Annotated in this window: 1 protein-coding gene; it reads right to left on the bottom strand. The window is 43.3% G+C overall.

The features are described from left to right. On the bottom strand, positions 1-841 hold an 841-nt coding region (locus tag BTJ66_RS13410), incomplete at both ends, for a hypothetical protein (RefSeq protein WP_193433035.1).

The raw sequence follows: 841 nt of genomic DNA, 5'->3' as shown, positions 1-841 counted from the left end.
GATGTACTTAGTGATGTCGATGCACTACCTGAATCACTCACTGATGTACTCAACGACGTTGAGGTACTGTCTGAATCACTCACGGATGTACTCAATGATGTTGACGCACTGGATGAGTCACTTACTGACGTACTTAGTGATGTCGATGCACTATCTGAATCACTTAATGATGTACTCAATGATGTCGACTCACTACCTGAATCACTTAATGACGTACTTAGTGATGTCGATGCACTACCTGAATCACTTAATGATGTACTCAACGACGTTGACGCACTATCTGAGGCACTCAATGATGTACTTAACGATGTTGACGCACTATCTGACTCACTTACTGACGTACTCATTGATGTTGACGCACTATCTGAGTCACTTAATGATGTACTCAATGACGTGGATGCGCTATCTGATCCACTCACTGACGTACTTAACGACGTTGACGCACTATCTGACTCACTTACTGACGTACTCATTGATGTTGACGCACTGCCTGAATCACTCACGGATGTACTTAGTGATGTCGATGCACTACCTGAATCACTTAATGATGTACTCAACGACGTTGACGCGCTATCTGATCCACTCACTGACGTACTTAGTGATGTCGATGCACTATCTGAATCACTTAATGATGTACTCAATGATGTCGATGCACTGGCTGAATCATTTAATGATGTACTCAATGATGTTGACGCACTGCCTGAATCACTCACTGATGTACTTAGTGATGTCGATGCACTACCTGAATCACTCACTGATGTACTCAACGACGTTGAGGTACTGTCTGAATCACTCACGGATGTACTCAATGATGTTGACGCACTGGATGAGTCACTTACTG

Origin of the sequence: Staphylococcus edaphicus (assembly GCF_002614725.1) — a bacterium.
GTDB classification, from domain to species: Bacteria; Bacillota; Bacilli; order Staphylococcales; family Staphylococcaceae; genus Staphylococcus; species Staphylococcus edaphicus.
The sequence above is the reverse complement of the archived record's forward strand: the minus strand, read 5'-3'. Positions and strand labels throughout refer to the sequence as shown.